Origin of the sequence: Faecalibacterium sp. OM04-11BH, from assembly GCF_003482185.1 — a bacterium.
Classification (GTDB): Bacteria; Bacillota; Clostridia; order Oscillospirales; family Ruminococcaceae; genus Faecalibacterium; species Faecalibacterium tardum.
The window spans coordinates 1-760 of record NZ_QULS01000030.1 but is presented as its reverse complement, the minus strand read 5'-3'; the positions used below and the strand labels follow the sequence as shown (position 1 = coordinate 760).

The 760-nt window shown below is 46.7% G+C and carries 2 protein-coding genes; both read right to left on the bottom strand.

Annotation, left to right across the window (positions count from 1 at the left end; translation table 11 throughout):
• A partial coding sequence (locus DXB44_RS14915; protein ID WP_243111182.1) for a TnpV protein occupies positions 1–207 on the bottom strand: 207 nt, incomplete at its 3' end.
• A gap of 26 nt (positions 208–233) precedes the next feature.
• Positions 234–760, bottom strand: a 527-nt coding sequence (locus DXB44_RS13915; protein ID WP_118659073.1) for a DUF4368 domain-containing protein, incomplete at its 5' end; no start/stop codon positions are given.

Here is a 760-nt window from a genome sequence, read left to right as displayed (position 1 = left end):
ACGCTCCTGCGCTGTCCGGTCAATCTCTAACAGGTGTGGATACAGCTTCTCGCTCATCAGCAGTTGGTTGTAGAGAATGGGGCGATGTTCCTTTAGGTAGGATTTTCGCATTCTGCCGTACTTGCCGATAGAAGTTTCCGGCTGTTCAGAAAGTTTTAGGTTGGGTATATCATAATCTCCACAACGAATGTAAGTCAACTTACTCATATTCATTCTCCTTTGCTTCGTGATGATTAGACTGCTGCGCTGGCTGCTATGCTGCCTTTGCGTGGTTCTTCTTTCGGCAGCTGTCCGACAGTAGAAAAAACGCCTTTTTTCATATCCTCAGCCCGGATCAGGGCTTTCTTAGCGTCCATTTCCGCTTTTTTCTTTGCCTTAATTTTGTCCTCGTACCGTTTCTGTGCACCGCTGGCTTTCCGCTTCAAATAGTTCTGATGGAGCCTGTCCTTGCGTTCTTCTTTTTTCTGCAGTTCTTCCTGTTCCTCCGGGGTTAAAGGAACCGGCTGTAAGGATGGTGGGATATAGCGTCCTAAAAAATTGAAGTAGATTTCAATTTCCTGCGTGGTGTCCTGGCTGCCTTTTCGGGCGCGTTCGTGGACAAGGATTTTCTCTACAAACTCGTTGAGCATGGTGTTTGTCAGCGTGTCAAAATTCTCATACTTATCAATCAGGGCTATAAATTTCTCTGCGGATTTCTGGCTCTGCTCATAGCCGGTAACAGCCTTTTCCAGCTCCGCAATTTCAATCTCAAGTGCGTCCT